The sequence below is a fragment of the Indolivaga macrotermitis genome (assembly GCF_900128985.1).
Classification (GTDB): domain Bacteria; phylum Bacteroidota; class Bacteroidia; order Bacteroidales; family Dysgonomonadaceae; genus Dysgonomonas_A; species Dysgonomonas_A macrotermitis.
Genome location: NZ_FQUC01000010.1, coordinates 149,686 through 170,382 on the forward strand (window position 1 = coordinate 149,686; position 20,697 = coordinate 170,382).

Consider the following 20,697-nt stretch of genomic DNA (forward strand, 5'->3'; position numbering starts at 1 on the left):
TTATTTAAATTGTTTATAGATAGGTTTAGGGAACTTTATATTTAATAGTGACCTAAAAACAGGATTTTGTATAACATATTCCCCCTGTTTTAATCTTGTAAGCATAGATTTATAGACTTTAGGTACATATTGATAATCAGATTTTGATAATTCTATTGCGTTAGTTCTTCCATAAGCATGGGTAGCACAGTTTCCTTTAACCCTATCATGAATGTCGCTCTTAAACTGTTCTGCCGAGAATAAAATTATACCAAGAGAACGACCTCTTTCTGTGATATCTAATAATTGCCTTAAAATTGGAGAGCTTTTAGGTACATCTTTTGATGCATATTTATTTAATTCATCAATAAATACAATAATTTTAGAAGGAATCTCAGCCTCACTTCTATCATTTGCTTGCCCCAATTTTAACTCATAAATAGCCCTCATAACATCTCCGAAAACAAAACCTTGCGTATCCTCATCAAGTTTAGCAACATCAATAACATGAATATCGTTCTTTTGTATATCTAAAATAGAAGAATATAACCTTGTCTCTTTACTATTAGGTTGATTGTTTATAGAGTTTGAGAATATAGTTGTCTTTTCAATAGTTTTTCTGAATAATCTATAAAACTTACGCCAACTTAATACAGAAATTGAATCACTATCTCTTTTGCCTGCGTTCCCTGCCTTTGTGCTATTATATATTTCTGATAATAACTCATTCCAATTAGTAATACCATTAAACGCTCCTTGACCTGTGGCAATATAATTGACTATTGATTCCATTGTCTGAGTCGGGTCATCAATATTTGAAAATAGTAAGTCTATATTTTCTTTATCTTCATCAAAAATATATTTATATAAGAAAGCCTTATCTAATTGCATTTGACTTTTTACATCTTTTCCATATGTTGATGATACTATATCTTTAGAGTAGGGATAGAAATACTTTACATTTTCAAATGGTTTAGGCGTCAATCCCAACATTCGATATATATCTTTATCTTCCTCTGTAAGGTCATCATTATCTTCATCTATCGCTAAAAGGTCACGACCCTTTACGTTAAACATTACAAAAGCAACAGATTCATTTTGGTCTGACTTTAAATATTGTTCTTGTATGGCTTTCATTAAAAACATGGCGTAAGACGTCTTTGAAGCTAATCCTGAAATACCTGATATGTTGAGATGTGCACCTTCGGGACCAATTAGAAAATGCGAATTAAAATGAACAGGGATAGTAATGCTATCAGGTTCTTCATACATTTCAAGATATCCACAAGGTAATGGATTTTTTATTTCATTTAGTCCAAGAGCTTCCTTTACATCTTTTTCAGTAGCAATACTAACACTTGCACCATCTAATACAGGAGTATAAAACCCTTTAGTATTACCTACAACTTTTGCTCTAACATAATTCATCCCTATTCTTTCAGTGTATTTAGGTTCATATTTTACATCACCAAAATCACTCGAAATATATCCTGCTAAAAAACTTGAACTATCAGTAAGATGAGAAATTTCCTCTACAACTCCAAATGTTGTAGATTCCTTAATATGGTTAACTTTAACAACGTCAAAAGGTCGTATTATTAATTCTTTGTCAGTCCAAAAGAAGAACTCGTCAACTGTTGTTGGAATTTTTTCAGTTGCTATTATTTTTCCAATTTGTTTCATTTAAAATAGATTAAGGAAATGAATATCACTAAGGTATTTACTTTTTAAAAATCGTTCTGTCAGATAAACAGGATAAAGATGATTAGCCCACCTACTATCCTTTCCATAACAGACAGGATTTCGTTCATTGATAATATTTGCGGTTAATATATCAACTAATTCAGAGTCAATTCCCCGTTGAATTTCTTCTTCGGTTATTAGAATTTTTTCGACTTTCACGATTCCTGCAAATGGACTTTCTGTTCTGCTTTTTTCTCTAATTCTTACATACCAAACACTATAGGTGTAATCTCCCAAGAATGACCATTTTTCTCTATCATGTTGAAACATAAACGCAGGAGTCCTATGATATAATTGTAAATTAGCTAATGCAGCAGCATTACTTTTTCCACTTTTATCTTTACTAAATTCAGGATTAAATAATTTTGATACCCCAATAACCCACCTGTAATTATTTTTGATTTTTGCTAACTCTTTAATATCAGAAGTTTTTTGGGGTCTATATTGCAGAGAACCATCTTTTATTAAATAACAACATTCATTTAGATGATTTTTAGTAGTTAAGTCTGAAATGATTTTTTTCTCACTGTTTATCATCTCATCTTGAATTGTAGCAATGCCCAAATGTTCATACTTTGAATCTTCTGTACTATTTGTTTGTTTCGAAGAATAGCTCAGTATTTTTGAGAAGTTTAAACCTGTTCTTTTAACTCTTTCTACAGAATTTATTTTATCTTTCAAATTATTGAAAAATAAATTTGCATTCCGTATCTCAGGATTAGCTTCAGATGGCAAAGACATTACGAGGTCATTGTCTAATGCTTTACATTTAAAATTTCGAGGACTTAATCTTTCACAACAAGCAACTCCAATTTGTCCTGCCATGATTGGAAATATCCTTTTGTTTATTTCAATATCATCTACCTTATACGCTCTTCTTGACCCATCTAAAAAATAGCGAAATAAAGGCTCTTGTTCTGATAATGTCAGTGCTAATTTTGATACATCTTTTGTTTTCTTCAAAGAAGTATCAATTTCTCCATATCTATCTTTAAAAATTGAAAATGTTTGTGATTCCTCATAACTAAGAGTAGGAACTCTTAACTCTTCATCTGCACAATATTTGTAGGAATTATAACAAACTCCATTTGTTGATTCTTCTAATATTGTACGAATATTTTTCATTGATAGCTAATTATAATCTTTGAATCTAACCGATTTAACTTTTGCAAATGTAAACATTTATTTACAATGTTAATTATATAAATCTAAGGAAGTATAGAACTAAATTGAGATAAAAATAAAATATGCGACCACTTTTGCGGAAAAATGCGACTGAATTATGTGTCTTTGCATCAGCTATTTAAATATTTCTTTGTTGTAATTACTAATTATAAATCGTTGCCTTTTTAATAATTTATAATGATTTTGGTCGCAAAGTAGTCGCATTCGATAGTTTTGAGGATTGCGCCAACTGACGTACGGGTAACTGTAATAGAATTCGATGCAAATAGTTAAACTTTGTTATTCGTTTTGTTTCCACCTAAAAGAAAAAGCACCTATGAAATATATTCATAAGTGCTTCATTTTCAATAAGTGGTCCCACCTGGGCTTGAACCAGGGACCCCCTGATTATGAGTCAGATGCTCTAACCAACTGAGCTATAGGACCTGATTTTCGGCGGTTAACCCGAAATCGGATGCAATATTACTGCTTTTTGTTTATATATGCAAGTTCTGGAAGAAAAAGCTTTTCGGAAAATAACTAATAGAAAAGAAAACCTGTACTTTAGATACAGGTTTTCAGTATCTTATTTATCAGAATAAAATTAGTTATTCTCAGGACGAAGTTTTCTTACAACTTCACCCGTACGCCACATTTCGCTTTCGCGAAGAGCTTTCAGTTCTTCTTCCAGTTTCTCACGATAGTCTGTTTTAGAGTTTGTATCGATAGAGCGTTGAGCCTCATTTCCGTTAGCAACTTCCGAATATAGTTTAGCGAAAACTGGTTTTGTTGCATCGTGGAAAGGTCCCATCCAGTCTAATGCTCCACGTTGAGCTGTAGTAGAACAGTTTGCATACATCCAGTCCATTCCTTTTTCTGCGAAAAGAGGCATCAATGATTGAGTAAGCTCTTCTACAGTTTCATTAAATGCTTCAGATGGAGAGTGTCCGTTCTCACGAAGAACTTCGTATTGAGCAAGAAGGATACCTTGAATAGCACCCATCAATGTTCCGCGCTCACCAGTTAAGTCAGAATATACCTCACGTTTGAAATCTGTTTCGAACAAGTATCCCGATCCTACACCGATTCCTAATGCAATTGTACGTTCTTTAGCACGTCCTGTAGCATCTTGGAATACTGCATAGCTTGAGTTCAAACCGCGTCCTTCAAGGAACATGCGGCGAAGGCTAGTACCCGATCCTTTAGGAGCAACAAGGATAACATCTACATCAGCAGGAGGGATAATACCTGTACGCTCTTTGTAGGTGATGCCAAAACCATGAGAGAAATATAATGCTTTACCTGCTGTCAAATGAGGTTTAAGTCGAGGCCATACTTCGATTTGGGCAGCATCCGATAACAGGTACTGAATGATTGTTCCTTTAGCTGCAGCTTCTTCGATATCGAATAGTGTTTCTCCCGGAACCCAACCATCAGCGATTGCTTTTTCCCAGGTTTTACCACCTTTGCGTTGACCGATAATTACATTGAATCCGTTGTCTCTAAGATTAAGAGCCTGTCCCGGACCTTGAACTCCATAGCCGATTACAGCAATAGTTTCGTTTTTAAGAACTTCTCTTGCTTTTTCTAAAGGGAACTCTTCGCGGGTAGCTACCTGTTCGGTAACTCCACCAAAATTCATTTCTGCCATTTCGTGTTTTTTTAATTTTTTGATTAGAAATATATGAATTATTTATTTAGTCTTTTATATGGTCATACGACCAGTTTACGTTTGTCTTTATAACTTTCGCCGGAATACCCGCAGCAACAGTATTGGGAGGAACGTCCTTTGTAACGATAGAACGGGTGCCTACAATAGAATTATCTCCAAGAGTGACTCCTTTTAATATCGATACCATAGCACCCACCCAGACATGTTTACCTATCAATATGCTTTGAGGTTTATTTATCCGCTTGTTGCTTTCGGTATCTATAATAGAATGCGAATCGCTGGTTCTGACCTCTACCTGATAGGAGAACAAACTATCGTCTCCGACCGTGATAGACTGATTGTCTTCAATTGCGGCAAAACTGGCATCCATTACTTTTACACGGTCCCCCAGAGTAATCCGGTTGTTGCAGCCTTCTATCCAGAGAACTCCGCCTTCGAAGCCGCAACCGTTGCCGAGGCGGATAGTATTGTTGTTGCCAACTATTACGATCCGGGCATTAGATACAGTTGTGTATTTCCCGATAATGATTGTATTATTATTTCCGATCACTTTTTGGGTTACCTTATAGAACCGCCCCTGATTGTCGATCTTAATATTGTCCCCTTGAATCCATTTTTTACGGTTTGCCCTGTCTAACTTAATTTTATAAGTGAGATTACGGATGAAGGAACTTTTATATAAGATTTCTTTAATACTCATTTTTTAATTTAGTTCTTAAAGATACATTCTTTAATCGAAAAACCGCATAAAGTGATAAATGGTAGTGCAAAGTAAACAAAAGTTACATGAAAAGTGACAAAAAAGTGACACCTGTCACCTTTTTATTTCTTTATCTGACAGTCGTTTCGATGCAAAAAAGTGACACGTAACATAAGTTACATTCATTTTTATTTTTCTTTCCGGTTATTCGAGGATGCATTTCTTTAATAGATAAAAACTTTACGTGCTCCCTGTTTTTACTGCCATGTTACCTTTGCAGAACAGATAGTGCGGTCGTTGTCCCTCATTTCGAGCATATATACACCTTCGGATATTTCTTTTTCGAATATACCGAGTTCCGAGCCATATTTACCCTCCGTGATATAGTTGATCTCGAAGCCCTTTATCTCTTTCTGCTGATAAAGTTCGAGAGGAAATATGTCGACAAAATGTTCGATATATTTCATACTATTGAGGTGTTTGTTGATATCTATATCGCTGTATTTGACCGTGAAGTCCGTGATATGTCCGGCATCCTTCGATAGTGGTAGCTTTCCGGCACTTTCAATTGGGCATTCCTTATCGGTTCTGAAATCAGACAAACCTTCCAACTCCAGTACATTGGTCGGACGACGGGTTTGCAGGTCGATAGATGCCCAAAGTGAGCGGGCATACCCGAAATAATTCCCGTTCTGGTCTTCGAATGCAAAACACCGCTCGGTAAATAGTTTATTCAAATCCGATACCCATGTATGTAATTTAATCTGGGTATCGTTCGACGGATATTCAGATAGCTGGATATTCATTCTGGTCAAAACCCATACCCGTTGCTTACTGATCATCGAGGAGTATCCGAATCCACGTTCTTCGGCATGCTGTGTCGCTGCCTGAAGCATAAAGCCACCCAGCATAGGTAGGGTTGCCTTTCCCCGGAAATCCGATAAGTAAGCGTCTATTGTATAAGTGAATGTCCCTGTTTTCTCCATTTGGGAATGCTTATTCATTAAGTCTGTTTTGTTTTCTTTCTATGTCTTTCAACATATCACTCAGGCGTTCTATTTTCGATTTGGTAATGGCTATCCGTCCCGAACGGATAAACTGTAATACCCCGATTGTTTTGCTCAACTCATCGAAGAGAGCCTGAGTTTCGGCGTGATGGCCTGTTTTATGCAATACTACGCAATTTTCGTTGATTTCAAGAATTTTGGCATTATATTTCCTTATTAGCTGTTCTACCGTGCCCATCTTTAAAAAATCGGGAGTAGAAAGCTTATACAGGGCAATTTCCTGATGTATCAATTCTTCATCTGTGTTGAAGTATGCTTTCAGTACATCTATGCGCTTATCGATTTGCTTTACAACCTTTTCGATCATATCACGGTCGGTAAAGATCGTAATCGTAAATTTATGAATACCCGGCAGTGCCGAAGGTGAAACCGACAAGGTCTCGATATTCAGCTGGCGGCGGGTAAAAACACTAGTTACCTGACCGAGTAAGCCTACTGTGTTTTCGGAAAAAATGGTTACTGTATATAATGTTTTTTCTTCCATAATTTGTTTGATCTTAATAACATATTATTAAATATAAAATCTATCCTATGGCAAGCCTTTCCAATACCTGATATCTAAACTACTGAGAAGAACCTGTTCGATATGTGCATCCGAAACAATGGTATCCGAGCGAAAAGGTGTATTTCCTAAATTCCAGACTCTTTTCCATTCCGATTTTTCGGAATTATAGAGTTCCACTCTATATAACGGGTTGCCTACCGAGTCTTTCTCATTGCTTAAAAGGACAGTTATTTTCCGGGTACCATCCAAAAGGTTACTTTCAGGTAATGTCTCTGCCATATTGAATTTGTATATAATAGAGTCTTTCTGTCCTTCGGTACTTGCATAATTATAGACAGTATCCCGCCGGTTTTCGAGACTCTTTTCAATGGCATTTTTTATTCCTGCAGGTAAATTCTGGGTTTCGATATACAAATTCCGGATTTCGTATGGACTTTTATTCTCTTGGCAAGAAGCGAGTCCGGCGATGGTTAGAATTTGTATAAGCAACCGTAATTTACTCATCTCCTAACAGAATATTTGTGACACAAGTTCCCGCCGGAACCATCGGGTAAACCATCCCTTTTGCTTCTACATCAACATCTAACAGATACGACCCCGGATGATTGAGCATTTCGGTTATTGCAGCATCTATATCTTCCCGTTTATCTACTTTTCGGGCAGGAATATTATAGGCTTGCGCGATTTTTACAAAATCGGGGTTCTTCATTACTGTTTCCGAATATCTTTCGTCGAAGAATAATTCTTGCCATTGACGAACCATACCTAGAAAATGGTTATTAAGGATTACTATTTTTACGTTGATATCATATTGCATAATAGTTCCGAGCTCCTGAATGGTCATCTGGATACCCCCGTCGCCAACGAACAGGCAAACAGTACGGCCGGGTGCTCCTACTTTAGCACCGATAGCTGCCGGAAGCCCGAATCCCATAGTACCTAACCCTCCCGAAGTTACAACACTCCGAGTCTGTTGGTACTTGAAATAACGTACACCCATCATCTGGTGCTGTCCTACATCGGTTACAAGTACGGCATCATTGTTTGTTGCTTCGGATATTTTATTAATAACTTCACCCATTTTCAAATTGCCGGATTCGGGATAAAGCTCGTTTTTGATCACAACATTGTATTCTCTTTCGTAACAAGCCCTGAATTCACTTAGCCATTCGGGATATTTTTTTTCTTTGATAAGTTTGGTAATAGCCGGTAATGTATCTTTTACATCTCCGTAAACACGTGCTGTGGCTTTTACGTTCTTATTTATCTCGGCAAGATCGATGTCGAAATGGATAACTTTTGCCTGCTTAGCATATGTATTCAGGTCTCCTGTTACACGGTCGTCAAAACGCATGCCAATAGCGATAAGCACATCACATTCGTTTGTTTTCAGGTTAGGACCTATATTGCCGTGCATTCCCAGCATACCTACATTCTGTGGATGGTCACTAGGCAATGACGATAAGCCTAGTACAGTAAATGCCGAAGGTATACCGCTCTTTTCGATAAATGCTACCAGCTCTTTTTCTGCTTCCCCGAGTATAACTCCTTGTCCGATCAGTGCTAATGGATTTTTCGCATCATTGATTATTTGTGCGGCAACTTCAATCTCTTTTGAGTTGACTTCGGGTTTGGGCTGATAACTTCTTATGAAAGTTGTTTTTTCGTAATGATAATCCAATAAGCCGTTTTGGGCATCTTTGGTGATATCTAAAACTACGGGTCCGGGACGTCCTGATGAAGCTATGTAAAACGCTCGTGCTACAGCAGTCGGGATATCTTCCGCCCGTCTGATCTGATAAGCCCATTTCGTAATCGGTTGGGTGATACCTACTACATCTGCTTCCTGAAAAGCATCACTGCCCAGTAGTGATGATACTACCTGTCCGGTAACTACTACCAGCGGAGTACTGTCTATCATTGCATCTGCAATACCTGTAACGGTATTGGTGGCTCCGGGGCCCGATGTAACGAATGCTACTCCTACTTTGCCCGATGTACGGGCATATCCCTGTGCGGCATGGGTTGCTCCCTGCTCGTGACGTACCAATATATGTTTGATCTGCTCTTTGTAATCGTATATGGTGTCGAATATGGGCATAATTGCACCTCCCGGATATCCGAAGATGGTATCAACCCCTTCTTGTATAAGCGACCGGATCAGTGCTTCCCGTCCTGTTATTTCTTGTCCCATGATTTTAAATTTATATAGCGAATAATAAATTTCAGTTTATATAGATACCAGATATTTGGTCTGGCTATGATTTCGTTTCATCTCAGCGAGATGTGCCGGTAGTTGGTCGAATCCTGCGACCGAGTTTTCTCTTAACTTTAAGACTCCTGCTCCGATTTTATCAAGTAACATCTTTCCGTCTTCGATAAGTTGTGCTATCTGTTTCGGCGATGCATATTTGTGATATGCTCCTAATGCTACTTCGTGCAACGAAATGCAAGTGCTGAAAGCCCGTACAGGATTCTGCTCGACTCGGTCTTGTATAGCTACGAGGTGCCCGTAATAACCTAGCATTGTTCCTAGTCCCGAGGCGTGTAACCCATTTACTGTATCGAAGGCTGCATCGAATAAATTACCGTGTAATGAATCAAGCATTTCCGTTTTCCAATCGGGGCTATTATAATCTATTGCTGCGGATACTCCCATCTGTAAAAACTCCTGATGATGTTTCGGGCTTGCCGTTACATATACTTTTGCATTTTCGTGAAGTAGGAGTTGCGTCAAAAAGTAGCCGACCGAACCTCCTGCACCACTGACAAGTACTGTTTTTCCGGCAAGATGGGGAATCTTACTGAAAGCCTGCCATGCAGTAAGAGAAGGGCAGGGAAAGGCCGCCGCCGTAATATCACTGACTTTGTCGGGGACAGATATTAGCGCATGTCCCGGTACGATAGTATGTGTACCGAAACTTCCGTCTTTCGACAGGTTTGTATGGTAGCATACTCTTGTTCCGGTTCTGAGATGAGACATTTTCTTTCCCGTTTGTAGGATTATCCCCATGCCATCTACTCCCGGAACAAATCCCGGTTGCCATTCCGGATGTCCCCATTCAATCAGTTTCCAGTCTACAGGGTTTAGCCCGATTACACAATTTTGTATGAGAACTTCGTCGTTACCCAGAGTACGAACCTCTTTCTCTGCTAAAACGAGTTCGGTCGGTTCTCCCTTGTGTTGCCACGTCCACGATTTTGCTGTCATATTCATATATTCATTTGAGAAATATAGCTTTAAGGCTTTTATCTATACGGAAGCAAATTTATAAGTCATTCTCTTCCAATAGCTCGATGATTTCACCATTAAGCCCTTCGACTAAAGCGTTACGTACAATAATAGTTGGGGTCCCACCTAAATCAACGGACATCGGCGATAGTATAGACTTTGCACCCAATAAGATTGCTTTATTATAAATGGCTTCTGCATCTTTTACCGTAAATGCCATATGTAAAATTGAACCTTGTACAATTTCCTCATTATTCATACGGAGGCGTCCTTGTGCTGCAATATTAGCTTCTTTGTCAAAAATCTCGATGTACGACTGTTCGTCAAATGATTTCATCATAACTCCTCTTTTTAGATTAAAAGATGGAATCGACCACTCATGTCTCACCGTGAAGTTAAGGACATTCGTGTAGAAGCTAATCGTTTGATCTACGTCATTTGCTTTAATAGCTATATGGTGTAATCCTTTTACTTCCATTCTAAGATTACTCTATTATTCTTACTGCACCTAAATCAGCCGAACTTACCATACTTGCGTATGCTTTCAATGCTTTTGATATTGTACGGGTACGATTCGGTTTGAATGCCATATTGCCTTTTGCCAATTCTTCATTGCGACGTTTATCCAGTTCTTCGTTGCTGACTTTGACATTTATAGAACGGTTTGGTATGTCTATTTCTATAATATCGCCATCTTTAACGAGACCGATAGCACCTCCTGATGCGGCTTCGGGTGAAACATGCCCGATGGAAAGGCCTGATGTCCCTCCTGAGAAGCGTCCGTCTGTAATAAGCGCACATTCTTTACCCAGATGTTTCGATTTGATATATGAAGTAGGGTAGAGCATCTCCTGCATACCGGGGCCCCCTTTAGGACCTTCGTATGTAATAACCACTACATCGCCCGATTTTACCTGATCTCTTAATATACCTTCACAAGCAGCATCCTGCGAATGGAAAACTTTAGCAGTGCCCGAGAATTTAAATATACTCTCATCTACTCCGGCTGTTTTAACAACACAGCCGTCGAGGGCGATATTCCCTTTGAGTATAGCAAGCCCACCGTCTTTTGTGTAGGCATGCTCCATGTCGCGGATACATCCGGCTGTGCGGTCTGTATCTAATGTCGGGTAATAGCTGTCCTGCGATCCCATTACCAGATTGAACTTGTTTCCGGGAGCCGATTTATAGAGGATTTCAGCGTCCTTATTTATTTCTTTTTTGGTGATGTCGTATTTTTCGATTGCCTGAGCCAATGTCAGACCATCTGCACGGTTTACCGAAGTATCGATCAGATTAGCTTTAGCCAGTTCATTCAGAATACTGAGGATACCCCCTGCACGGTTTACATCTTGTATGTGGTATTTGTCGGTATTAGGTGCAACTTTACAAAGACAAGGCGTCTTGCGTGACAGTTTGTCTATATCGTCCATCGTGAAGTCTACTTCCGCTTCGTGTGCAATGGCTAATAAGTGCAGGATAGTATTGGTAGATCCACCCATTGCTATATCGAGAGTCATAGAGTTGAGGAAAGCCTGCTTTGTTGCAATATTACGTGGTAATATAGATGCGTCCCCGTCTCTATAATATTTATAAGCGTTCTCGACAATCAGTTTGGCTGCATCTTTAAATAATTTCAAACGGTTTTCGTGAGTGGCTACTATAGTTCCGTTACCGGGTAATGCTAATCCTATAGCTTCATTCAAACAGTTCATTGAGTTAGCCGTGAACATTCCCGAGCATGATCCACAGGTAGGACATGCAGCCCGTTCGATAGCATTTACTTCTTTATCGGATACCGAACTGTCGGCCGCTTTGATCATTGCATCGATCAGATCGAGGTGTTTGTTATCGAGTTCCCCTGCTTCCATAGGTCCTCCTGAGACAAAAATAACAGGAATATTAAGGCGCATGGCAGCCATAAGCATACCGGGGGTAATTTTGTCACAGTTACTGATACACACCATAGCATCTGCTTTGTGCGCATTAACCATGTATTCGATGCTATCGGCAATGAGGTCACGTGAGGGTAGGGAGTATAACATCCCATCGTGTCCCATGGCGATTCCGTCGTCGATTGCTATTGTATTAAATTCGGCAGCGAAACATCCAAGTGCTTCTATTTCTGCTTTTACTTGCTGTCCTATGTGGTGCAAATGGACGTGGCCAGGTACGAACTGAGTAAAAGAGTTGACTATGGCAATCAACGGTTTGCCCATTTGTTCTTCCTTCATTCCGTTGGCTCTCCAGAGAGCTCTTGCTCCGGCCATTCTTCGTCCCTGTGTACTGGACGAACTGCGTAATTCGATTCCCATTGCTATATGTTTTTAAAAGAAAAGCCTTCCTCATTACTGAGAAAGGCCTATGTTGATTCATTATATACTTCTACAATTCATGTAATCTGCGTTACACATACCTTTCTCATTTATCCTGTCCGACGAGCAGAATATCAAGAATGAGGACTTGTAATACGCAATTTGCCATTTTTGACGCTTATGATATATCACAAAGTTATAAATGTTTTTTGATTTGCAAGGCTTTTGTATATATAATTTTGTACTTTATTTTAAAAAACGTGGATTTCTATTTACTCCAGAGCCTTACTCCCAGCCGGATTACGGGGGAGAAATCGGTGTTCGGAATATTGTATTTTGTACCGTCAAAGTCTAAGCTTTTGTCTTTCCTCAGATAGATATGCAGGGCAGGTTGTATATAGAAGTAACGCCCGATGAAAAATTGATAGCCAATTCCTCCTCCAAAATCGGTACTGTATAAATCCTTTTCGTATTTGGTGCTTTTTTGTTGTATGGTGAATGTATGGAATTCGGCATAAGTATATACTTCAAGGTTTTTCCATACATTATATCCAAAGAATATACCGGGAGATGTTTTGTAAAACCGTTTGAATTCGGAAGAGTTGTTATTGATACCCGCCTTTTCGGCATTATAACTGCCTCCGTTTATAATACTGGCTCTGACTCTGAATCTTTCATACCGGTATCCCACTCCTACATGATACCCTCCTGAGAAGAACATGGGTACGAGGCTCTCGACTTCGAGAGCTTGTTTTACTTCAGAGTGAGTAGGTGTAACAGTCGGCGTCTGGTTTTGCGATAATAGGTTGGAGGCTATGGCTAGTAATCCGATTAATAGAAGTGGTCCTTTCATTTTTATTCTGACATTTACAATTGTTATGTATGCAAAGGTCTGAATAGAAGGTGGCTCTATTGCTCCACATTTGTTACCAAATTACCTGTTGTTGAAAATTTCACTCCGGATGCGGCTTAAAGATTTGGCTGCTATACCCAGATAGTTGGCAATATGATACAGGGGGATTCTCTGAAAGATTTCGGGATGGCTTTTTAGTAATTTCAAATACCGTTCTTTAGCCGATAGCGTTTGCAGATCTATATTGTGCCCGACCATTTTCAGGAAGAAGTGTTCTGTGACTTTTCTTCCTAATCTTTCCAGTACAGGAACCTTACAGTAAAGTTCTGATAAGTCGTGGTCTTTTATTATATATAGGTTGGTTTCCTCTATGGCTTTTATATTCAAGAGAGAAGGGCAATTATTAAGCCGGCTATAGTTGTCCGTAACCCAATCTCTTTCGAAAGCAAAGTCGGTAGTCATCTGATCACCGTTTTCGAGGTCTTTATAATAAATAAGAGCTCCCGTGTTTATGAAAGCGATAGCATTACATACTTGGCCTTCTTTCAGAAAGAAATCGTCTTTAGCTAATGTCTTATTATCAAGTGCATTTGCGATCGATTCCCATTCGGAGTCTTCCAATGTAATAATAGAAGCGATGTATTCCCGTATGTTGGCTGATATTGGCAAAGTAGTTTTTGTTACTAAATTTGTAATGCGAAATTAATGAATATATTGGAAAAGAAAAGCGGCTTCTATTTTAGAAGCCGCTTTTGTGGAATATATCTCAGTGATAATTAATCTCTGAATTTTGCTTTCAGGAACTCGCGGTTCAAGCGGGCGATATTGCTGATTGAAACGTTTTTAGGACATTCAACTTCGCAGGCTCCTGTATTGGTACAGTTACCAAAACCAAGTTCGTCCATCTTTGCAACCATTGATTTAGCACGTTTTGCTGCTTCAACCCTACCTTGTGGAAGAAGTGCAAGCTGGCTTACTTTAGCCGAAAGGAACAACATAGCCGAACCATTCTTACAAGCTGCAACACAAGCACCACAACCGATACATGAAGCAGAGTCCATAGCTTCGTCAGCATCTTCTTTAGGAATCGGGATTGCATTTGCATCCTGTGCACCACCTGCATTAATAGAAGTGTAACCTCCTGCCTGAATGATTTGGTCGAAAGCTGTACGGTCTACCATCAGGTCACGGATCACAGGGAATCCTGCCGAACGCCAAGGTTCGATAGTGATAGTTTCCCCATCTTTGAATTTACGCATGTGCAACTGGCAGGTAGTGATATCTTCATCCGGTCCGTGAGGGTGTCCGTTGATATACAAACTACACATACCGCAGATACCTTCGCGGCAGTCGTGGTCGAATACTACGGGCTCTTGTCCTTTATTGATGAGTGTTTCGTTGAGGATGTCCAACATTTCAAGGAATGAACTTTCAGTTGAGATTCCATCCAGTTTGTATGTTTCAAAAGCTCCTTTTTCTTTAGGACCTCTTTGACGCCATACTTTCAGTGTTATATTTATTGTCTTATCCATTTTGTTACTCTTTTTCTGATTCGGTTATGCTTTATAGTTACGTTGTTGTCTAACTACGAATTCGTAGTCAAGAGGTTCTTTAACGAGCTCAGGCTCTTGATCCTCACCCATATATTTCCAGCATGAAACGTAAGAGTAGTTCTCATCGTCACGAAGAGCTTCGCCTTCGGGAGTCTGATATTCTTCACGGAAGTGACCACCACACGACTCATTTCTGTTTAGTCCGTCAACAGCCATCAGATAACCGATTTCGATAAAGTCGGCCAAACGTAAAGCTTTCTCCAGTTCTACATTCAGAGTATTTGCTTCTCCCGGGATACGAAGGTTAGTCCAGAAATCTTTTCTTAGTTCTTTGATTTTTTCAATCGCAGTTTCCAAAGATTCTTTTGTACGGCCCATTCCTACATATTCCCACATAATGTGACCCAGTTTTTTGTGGATAGAGTCAACCGAATGTTCTCCCTTGATAGCCATCAGTTTTGCAACCTTTTTATTGATCGCATCTTCTGCTTCCTGGAATTCGGGTAAATCTGTACTGAAACGTGGAACTGTAATCTGATCAGCAAGATAGTTCTGGATAGTATATGGTAATACAAAATAACCATCGGCAAGACCTTGCATAAGCGCTGATGCTCCAAGACGGTTTGCTCCGTGATCGGAGAAGTTTGCTTCACCGATGAAGAAACATCCGGGAATTGAAGTTTGCAATTCATAATCAACCCAAACACCACCCATTGTATAGTGGATAGCAGGGTAGATCATCATTGGTGTTTCGTATGGATTATCATCAACAATTTTTTCGTACATCTGGAACAAGTTACCGTATTTAGCTTCTACAGTGCTTTTTCCAAGGCGTTCGATTGCTGCCGAGAAGTCAAGATAAACAGCCAAACCTGTAGAACCTACTCCGAATCCGGCGTCGCATCTTTCTTTAGCTGCACGTGAAGCTACGTCACGTGGAACCAGGTTACCGAATGCAGGGTAACGTCTCTCCAGATAGTAGTCTCTGTCTTCTTCTTTGATTTGAGTTGGTTTCAGTTTTCCTGCACGGATAGCTTCTGCATCTTCTTTTTTCTTTGGTACCCAGATACGCCCGTCGTTACGAAGCGACTCGGACATCAAAGTCAGTTTAGACTGGAATTCGCCGTGTACAGGAATACAGGTAGGGTGGATCTGTGCGAAACAAGGATTCGCGAAATAAGCTCCTTTTTTATATGCCTGGATAGCTGCCGAACCGTTAGATCCCATAGCGTTGGTAGAAAGGAAGAATGCGTTTCCGTATCCTCCTGTTCCTACAACTACAGCGTGAGCAGAGAAACGTTCGATTTTACCTGTTACAAGGTTACGGGCAATGATACCACGTGCACGGCCGTCGATAATAACGAGGTCTAGCATTTCGTAACGGGTATATAGTTTAACACTTCCTTTTTGTACCTGACGGCTCAATGAAGAGTATGCGCCAAGTAGAAGTTGTTGTCCTGTTTGTCCTTTTGCATAGAATGTACGTGATACCTGAGCACCACCGAAAGAACGGTTATCAAGTAAACCGCCGTATTCGCGGGCGAAAGGTACTCCCTGAGCCACACATTGGTCGATGATATTGTTAGAAACTTCGGCCATACGGTAAACGTTAGCTTCACGTGCACGGTAGTCTCCACCTTTGATTGTATCATAAAACAGACGGTAAACAGAGTCCCCGTCATTCTGATAATTCTTAGCAGCATTGATACCTCCTTGTGCTGCAATAGAGTGAGCACGACGAGGTGAATCCTGGATACAGAAATTCAACACATTGAATCCCATTTCGCCAAGAGATGCCGCTGCCGAACCGCCGGCCAAACCTGTACCTACAACGATAATGTCGAGTCGACGTTTGTTTGCAGGGTTTACCAGTTTTTGGTGAGCTTTATAGTTCGACCATTTTTCGGCCAATGGACCTTCGGGGATTTTAGAATCTTTCTTTGGATCTAATATAGTAGCCATATCTAATTTTTTCTTTTAGCGGTTATTGATTACATGCACGAAGTACAAAGCAGACTTTTTGCAAAGAAGTAAAGTGGAACGATAGCAAAACCGATACAAACTATTGTTGATACGATATTAGCTACACATTTTAAACGTGGTAACCAAGTTCTTCCATTTAAGCCGGACGATTGGCACATACTCCAGATACCATGCGATAAGTGGAACCAGATTGCAACAATACCGATAAGATAAAGAGCAACCTTAATTGGATTCGCGAAAACAACCAGCATGTGGTTGCCTACCTGTTCGGGCAGTACAACGATGTCATGCATGTGGAATAGTTCGGCAAACATCATTTTAAACCAAAAGTCGTACAAGTGCACCAATAGGAATACCAGGATGGCAAGACCAAGCACGAACATGTTTTTTGAAGACCATGGAACATCGCTCAGATTCGAAGATGCGTATTGGTCGTTACCTCTTGCCTTGCGGTTGCGCAGAGTAAGAACGATAGCGTAGCAAATGTGAATCAGAAACAGACCTGCTAAAGCTACTGTACCTGCCACTGCATACCAATTAGTACCTAAGAATTCGCAAATTTGTTCGTAGGCATCGATAGAGATGATCGAGACTAAATTCATGCTCATATGGAAGAGCAGGAACAGCACCAAGGTCAAACCCGATAAAGCCATGATGAATTTTCGTCCAATGGAGGAATTAATTAACCAACTCATAAGTTTTAATAGTTTTTTAGTTATTTAATGGTTGTTGATTACGTAGATATAAATAAAAACAATAGAATATTTCTTTTGTCAATATTTGTTTCGCAAAATTAAGGTAAATAACATTGGTAAGAAAGTAAAATCAGACTTTTTTACTGTGTTTTTGTCAGGTTTTAACAGGTTTACTGCTATCCTTTTTTGATCTTAGCATTCTTTTGAGCTATAAATACATCTGTTTAAGATTCTATTTGTTAGGAAAAATAACGTTGTTTTGCTATTTGTGTTATTGTTTTTCTGCTTGAACAAAATGACATATTGTGTGTATAGCTTACTGCTTTCTATCGAGAGTTTGTGAGCAACCTTAATCTTCCTTCTTATTTCTTAATATCGTTAGTATAACAAGGGTTGCCAGCGTGCTTGCCGACAGCGTGCCTAATACACCCAATACGGATACTCCCCAAAGAAGAGGAGGCATTTTTGCCAGAATCAGGATACACGAACCAATGGCGACAGATGATGCTATGATTGCCAGAACAAGCCGGTTTATGGTGTTCTTTATATCATTTAGCCCGTTAATATTGTGGCTGATTTTCAGATCGTCGTGATTGACCTTCTGTATGAGTGTATGAAAATCGTCGGGAAGTTCTTCCAGCCTGTCGCTCCAGCTATAAAGTTTATCCATTAATCGGTTGGATATGTATTCGGGATTCAGCCGTTGTTTGATTAGCGTTCGCCCATATGGTTTCACGTGTTCGATTATGCTCGATTCGAGTCCCAGTTCGCGGCCTATTCCTTCGAGAATAACGATACCTCTCGCAAGTAGGTAAATGTATTCGGGTAAAATAATCCGGTTCTCGTATAAAATATTACTGAATCTCTTCACCAGTATTTTCAGATCAAGGTCTTTGACGGAAGAGTTATCCATCATGTCCAGAAAATCATATAAATCCCGTTCGAACTGAATCTCATTCCGGATATTATATTCGACAGCTACTTTCTTGATAATCCGGATAAGGCGTCTCGTGTCTTTCCTTATTATGTGGATTATAAGATTGGCTAATAGTTCCTTGTCCTGAGGAATCATCCGTCCGACAGATCCGTAATCGATGAAAGCTATTTTGCCGCAAGGCAGAACGAAGATATTACCCGAATGCGGGTCTGCATGGAAAAAGCCGAAGTCGATAATTTGTTTCAGGTAGAGTTCTACAACATCCAGCCCAATACTTTTAGGCGATAATCCTGCTTCTTCGATAGCTTCTTTATCCGAAATCTTGATGCCATCGATAAATTCCATACAGAGGATGTTATCATTCGATAACTGTTTGTAGGTTTGCGGAACATGTATCGAGGGGGTTTTTGCGAAGTTTTTGCGGAACCGTTCTATGTTATTCAGTTCCTGCGTAAAAGAAAGTTCGGCTAAGATCGATTTTTCAAATGCTTTGATAATGTAGCTGATACCTGTTTGCCGTGCTATTTCGTAATATGTTTCGAGTAACCTGCTGAAATCCTTCATGATAAGCAGATCGGCTTCGATCAATGGAGTTATACCTTCCTTTTTTACTTTGATAATTACCTTCTGTCCGCTGTCTTGTAATGTTGCAGTATAGACCTGTGATAAGGATGCTGCGGCTATAGGAGCTAAATCGATATCCGAGAATATTTCGTCGGGATCGATCTTTAATTCATTCTGTAGGGTCGCTTTCAGGCCTATATCTTTAGTTTGTACATCGTCCTGAAGTTTTTGCAATTCTTCTATCAATTCGATAGGGAACAGGTCGTCCCTGTTACTGAGTAATTGCCCCAGCTTGATATAGGTAGGCCCCAGTTCCTCTAATGCCATACGAATGCGTTCGTAGATGGTTAAAGAAAATATTTCCTTGCGTTTTTCACTCTTATTGATATAGTTGTCAGGAATAAAATTCTTGATTCCGGTTTGAGTGACGAGTGTTTCAAAGCCGTATTTAGTCAGAATGGAAACTAACTGCCCCGTACGTTTTATTTTCCTGATGCTGTCCATATCAATGATGATGCTTAATATTACGTAAATTGAAGGGATACAATGATACGACTTTTTTTTTGAGTTTGTTATTATTTATATATTGTACCGGTAATTAAGTTTATAACCTTTTTCGGACTATCTTCCGGTATTTAACCTTCGCTAAAGGAGGAATGTTTAGTGATTAATTATTATACCTTTGATTTATGAAAAACGTATATTTTGCATTTTTATTCTTTACAGGACTTCTATTTTCGTCTTGCGACAATAAGTTGAAATCGACTCAGGATTTTTGGATAGATAACCCTTTAGCTCACGAAATTGTAGTTGCTGTAGACGAAACTGAGTATAAGATACCTCCATTGGCGGGTGTATCCGTAACTTTGGAATCGGGTGTGCATAATCTCAAATATGACGGGCAGTCTGTTGATTTTCTTTCTAAGCGATGCAATCAGGCAGTTGTCTTAAATCCGACACTCAGTAATTACTTTTTGGGATATAATGCTTTTTTTGACGAAAAAGATTTAGAGAAAGGCGATGAGCAGTTGGAAAAAATAACGGAAGCGTACCTCTTTGATTATGAGTTTGAGCCGGGAGATGTTGTTAAAGCTCCGTTTAAGCTGACAAACGACCTTTTTATCGAGAGGTATGATTATTACTGGAATTTTGATGTTATAACCCCCTTCCCCTCTGTAGTGTCTGTCCGCGAGGATGCCGCATCAGCATTGAGTGTTCTTGTACAATCCAAGTTGTTCCGTGAAAAAGATTATCTGGAATTTGCTAATGGCATTTTGCCCGAAGGGTATGTTTTTCCTAAAAATACGACGAAATTAAGTGATTTGCAGCCTTTCGTATTGGTGCCTGAAGAGATATATCCCGAATGTCAGGATGCACGATATATAGGAGATGAGATTAATGCTAAATTCGATTCGTTGAAGATTGTTACGGGTGACGAGTTTAATGCAGTGCTTTTCAGATTGGAACGTATGTCTTATGATGACCGGATAATTAACCGGACCCTGGAAAGTGAGTGTGAAGAAGAATTTGGAAAGAAACTTCTTGAAATAGACAGGCGTATAAGGTCTGTCGGATCTAAAAGTGCTTTCGTTATAAATTAAGGTAACTGTTTCGTATATATAATAAAAGCCGGTCAGAAATGAAGTGAACCCTAAAAGTTAGACAAACTTTTAGGGTTTATTTTATGGAAAAGAAGAAGCGTAACAAGTTTAGTATCGAAGATCGGGAGCGAGCC

The 20,697-nt window shown here is 39.4% G+C and carries 18 protein-coding genes and 1 tRNA gene; 1 reads left to right on the forward strand and 18 read right to left on the reverse strand.

Annotated features, from left to right (window positions below; genetic code table 11):
- From BUC12_RS13560 to BUC12_RS13645, 18 genes are all read right to left on the reverse strand, one after another.
- A complete protein-coding gene (locus BUC12_RS13560; protein WP_062183623.1) occupies window positions 1–1,662 on the reverse strand; it encodes an ATP-binding protein in 1,662 nt (553 codons plus the stop codon).
- Window positions 1,663–2,847: a hypothetical protein gene (locus tag BUC12_RS13565; protein WP_062183621.1), complete on the reverse strand. Its 1,185-nt coding sequence runs from the start codon at window positions 2,845–2,847 to the stop codon at window positions 1,663–1,665.
- Between the two features lie 412 nt (window positions 2,848–3,259).
- Window positions 3,260–3,333, reverse strand: a tRNA-Ile gene (locus BUC12_RS13570).
- Between the two features lie 157 nt (window positions 3,334–3,490).
- Complete coding sequence (gene ilvC / locus BUC12_RS13575) at window positions 3,491–4,537, reverse strand: ketol-acid reductoisomerase (RefSeq protein WP_062183618.1); 1,047 nt, start codon at window positions 4,535–4,537, stop codon at window positions 3,491–3,493.
- A 46-nt stretch (window positions 4,538–4,583) separates the two neighbouring features.
- A complete protein-coding gene (locus BUC12_RS13580; RefSeq protein WP_062183615.1) occupies window positions 4,584–5,258 on the reverse strand; it encodes an acyltransferase in 675 nt (224 codons plus the stop codon).
- A gap of 257 nt (window positions 5,259–5,515) precedes the next feature.
- Complete coding sequence (locus tag BUC12_RS13585) at window positions 5,516–6,262, reverse strand: acyl-[acyl-carrier-protein] thioesterase (RefSeq protein WP_236689412.1); 747 nt, start codon at window positions 6,260–6,262, stop codon at window positions 5,516–5,518.
- Window positions 6,255–6,809 (reverse strand): acetolactate synthase small subunit, encoded by a 555-nt coding sequence (gene ilvN, locus BUC12_RS13590; RefSeq protein WP_062183612.1) that lies wholly within the window; start codon window positions 6,807–6,809, stop codon window positions 6,255–6,257. Before ilvN ends, BUC12_RS13585 begins: the two co-directional genes overlap by 8 nt.
- Before the next feature lie 45 nt (window positions 6,810–6,854).
- Window positions 6,855–7,334, reverse strand: coding sequence for a hypothetical protein (locus BUC12_RS13595; protein WP_062183609.1), 480 nt, complete (start codon window positions 7,332–7,334; stop codon window positions 6,855–6,857).
- Complete coding sequence (gene ilvB, locus BUC12_RS13600; protein ID WP_062183606.1) at window positions 7,327–9,024, reverse strand: biosynthetic-type acetolactate synthase large subunit; 1,698 nt, start codon at window positions 9,022–9,024, stop codon at window positions 7,327–7,329. Before ilvB ends, BUC12_RS13595 begins: the two co-directional genes overlap by 8 nt.
- A 36-nt stretch (window positions 9,025–9,060) precedes the next feature.
- Complete coding sequence (locus tag BUC12_RS13605) at window positions 9,061–10,041, reverse strand: zinc-binding dehydrogenase (protein WP_175552632.1); 981 nt, start codon at window positions 10,039–10,041, stop codon at window positions 9,061–9,063.
- Between the two features lie 58 nt (window positions 10,042–10,099).
- On the reverse strand, window positions 10,100–10,540 hold the full coding sequence (locus BUC12_RS13610; RefSeq protein WP_062183591.1) for a VOC family protein: 441 nt from the start codon (window positions 10,538–10,540) through the stop codon (window positions 10,100–10,102).
- 7 nt (window positions 10,541–10,547) lie between these two features.
- Window positions 10,548–12,377 (reverse strand): dihydroxy-acid dehydratase, encoded by a 1,830-nt coding sequence (gene ilvD / locus BUC12_RS13615; RefSeq protein ID WP_062183588.1) that lies wholly within the window; start codon window positions 12,375–12,377, stop codon window positions 10,548–10,550.
- Window positions 12,378–12,645: 268 nt separating this feature from the next.
- Complete coding sequence (locus BUC12_RS13620; protein WP_062183585.1) at window positions 12,646–13,230, reverse strand: hypothetical protein; 585 nt, start codon at window positions 13,228–13,230, stop codon at window positions 12,646–12,648.
- 81 nt (window positions 13,231–13,311) lie between these two features.
- Window positions 13,312–13,899 carry a Crp/Fnr family transcriptional regulator gene (locus BUC12_RS13625; protein WP_236689411.1) on the reverse strand — a complete coding sequence of 196 codons (588 nt, stop codon included), beginning with the start codon at window positions 13,897–13,899 and terminating at the stop codon, window positions 13,312–13,314.
- A 107-nt stretch (window positions 13,900–14,006) separates the two neighbouring features.
- Window positions 14,007–14,762, reverse strand: coding sequence for a succinate dehydrogenase/fumarate reductase iron-sulfur subunit (locus BUC12_RS13630; protein ID WP_062183581.1), 756 nt, complete (start codon window positions 14,760–14,762; stop codon window positions 14,007–14,009).
- 24 nt (window positions 14,763–14,786) lie between these two features.
- Complete coding sequence (locus tag BUC12_RS13635) at window positions 14,787–16,745, reverse strand: fumarate reductase/succinate dehydrogenase flavoprotein subunit (RefSeq protein WP_062183578.1); 1,959 nt, start codon at window positions 16,743–16,745, stop codon at window positions 14,787–14,789.
- 29 nt (window positions 16,746–16,774) lie between these two features.
- A complete protein-coding gene (locus BUC12_RS13640; protein WP_062183575.1) occupies window positions 16,775–17,461 on the reverse strand; it encodes a succinate dehydrogenase cytochrome b subunit in 687 nt (228 codons plus the stop codon).
- Between the two features lie 349 nt (window positions 17,462–17,810).
- Complete coding sequence (locus BUC12_RS13645; RefSeq protein ID WP_062183572.1) at window positions 17,811–19,466, reverse strand: ABC1 kinase family protein; 1,656 nt, start codon at window positions 19,464–19,466, stop codon at window positions 17,811–17,813.
- Window positions 19,467–19,651: 185 nt separating this feature from the next.
- Between BUC12_RS13645 and BUC12_RS13650 the strand changes: the two genes are divergently transcribed.
- Window positions 19,652–20,563 (forward strand): hypothetical protein, encoded by a 912-nt coding sequence (locus tag BUC12_RS13650; RefSeq protein WP_062183570.1) that lies wholly within the window; start codon window positions 19,652–19,654, stop codon window positions 20,561–20,563.
- Window positions 20,564–20,697 lie beyond the last annotated feature (134 nt).

Excerpts from the sequence above, each read along its gene's own strand:
- ilvN (WP_062183612.1), bottom strand. The coding sequence starts at position 6,809 with ATGGAAGAAAAAACATTATATACAGTAACCATTTTTTCCGAAAACACA.
- BUC12_RS13620 (WP_062183585.1), bottom strand. The coding sequence starts at position 13,230 with ATGAAAGGACCACTTCTATTAATCGGATTACTAGCCATAGCCTCCAAC.
- BUC12_RS13580 (WP_062183615.1), bottom strand. The coding sequence starts at position 5,258 with ATGAGTATTAAAGAAATCTTATATAAAAGTTCCTTCATCCGTAATCTC.
- BUC12_RS13645 (WP_062183572.1), bottom strand. The coding sequence starts at position 19,466 with ATGGACAGCATCAGGAAAATAAAACGTACGGGGCAGTTAGTTTCCATT.
- ilvD (WP_062183588.1), bottom strand. The coding sequence starts at position 12,377 with ATGGGAATCGAATTACGCAGTTCGTCCAGTACACAGGGACGAAGAATG.
- BUC12_RS13640 (WP_062183575.1), bottom strand. The coding sequence starts at position 17,461 with ATGAGTTGGTTAATTAATTCCTCCATTGGACGAAAATTCATCATGGCT.
- ilvB (WP_062183606.1), bottom strand. The coding sequence starts at position 9,024 with ATGGGACAAGAAATAACAGGACGGGAAGCACTGATCCGGTCGCTTATA.
- BUC12_RS13565 (WP_062183621.1), bottom strand. The coding sequence starts at position 2,847 with ATGAAAAATATTCGTACAATATTAGAAGAATCAACAAATGGAGTTTGT.
- BUC12_RS13605 (WP_175552632.1), bottom strand. The coding sequence starts at position 10,041 with ATGACAGCAAAATCGTGGACGTGGCAACACAAGGGAGAACCGACCGAA.
- BUC12_RS13635 (WP_062183578.1), bottom strand. The coding sequence starts at position 16,745 with ATGGCTACTATATTAGATCCAAAGAAAGATTCTAAAATCCCCGAAGGT.
- BUC12_RS13585 (WP_236689412.1), bottom strand. The coding sequence starts at position 6,262 with ATGAATAAGCATTCCCAAATGGAGAAAACAGGGACATTCACTTATACA.
- ilvC (WP_062183618.1), bottom strand. The coding sequence starts at position 4,537 with ATGGCAGAAATGAATTTTGGTGGAGTTACCGAACAGGTAGCTACCCGC.
- BUC12_RS13610 (WP_062183591.1), bottom strand. The coding sequence starts at position 10,540 with ATGGAAGTAAAAGGATTACACCATATAGCTATTAAAGCAAATGACGTA.
- BUC12_RS13630 (WP_062183581.1), bottom strand. The coding sequence starts at position 14,762 with ATGGATAAGACAATAAATATAACACTGAAAGTATGGCGTCAAAGAGGT.
- BUC12_RS13650 (WP_062183570.1), top strand. The coding sequence starts at position 19,652 with ATGAAAAACGTATATTTTGCATTTTTATTCTTTACAGGACTTCTATTT.
- BUC12_RS13595 (WP_062183609.1), bottom strand. The coding sequence starts at position 7,334 with ATGAGTAAATTACGGTTGCTTATACAAATTCTAACCATCGCCGGACTC.
- BUC12_RS13560 (WP_062183623.1), bottom strand. The coding sequence starts at position 1,662 with ATGAAACAAATTGGAAAAATAATAGCAACTGAAAAAATTCCAACAACA.